A 565-nucleotide genomic window follows, 5' to 3' on the forward strand; every position below is an offset into this window, starting at 1 on the left:
CCAGCAACTACCCAACGCCTCTCATTGAACGCTGGGCTCAAGCAATTGCAAACATGCAACGAGACGGCAGCATAAACGCCCTAGAGCGTGCCTATATTGAGCGCTATCTACCCCAGCCTAGCCACCTCTAATCGACTTTTACCCACCCTTTTATTAGTTTAAGCTCAACCCCCTAAGCGCTATGATAGGCGCAACCTTTGATTTCACGCGCAAGTAGCTATACATGGATAGATCTAGCTCCCCAGATGGGCAAAATATTGAGGCCGAACTGATTCGGATGCTGGCCCAACAGGGCAGACTCACGCTCGTCCCCCTAGCCATTGCACTTTGTATGATTGCTACGTTTGCGGCTGACAGCTTGCCGCAATGGATTTGGGGTGGCTGGATAGCCCTCGCCATGCTGCTATTGGTGGTTCGTACTCAGGTGTTTATGCGCCTACCGTCTTATCCTTCTCTTAGCGACCAGAAAAAACTTCACCTCGCAACCTGGGTATCGGTTTGCAATGGAGTGGTGCACGGCATGCCACTGCTCGCTTTTAACTATTTTTCCGAGCTAGAACGCGCC

Annotated in this window: 1 protein-coding gene; it reads left to right on the forward strand. The window is 51.5% G+C overall.

The window, feature by feature from the left end; all coding sequences use genetic code 11:
* Nucleotides 1-223 precede the first annotated feature (223 nt).
* Nucleotides 224-565 (forward strand): hypothetical protein (locus tag ACFQEU_RS17705; protein ID WP_379784283.1); only part of this gene is annotated, 342 nt, incomplete at its 3' end.

Origin of the sequence: Halorubrum tibetense, from assembly GCF_042661865.1 — an archaeon.
Classification (GTDB): Archaea; Halobacteriota; Halobacteria; order Halobacteriales; family Haloferacaceae; genus Halorubrum; species Halorubrum tibetense.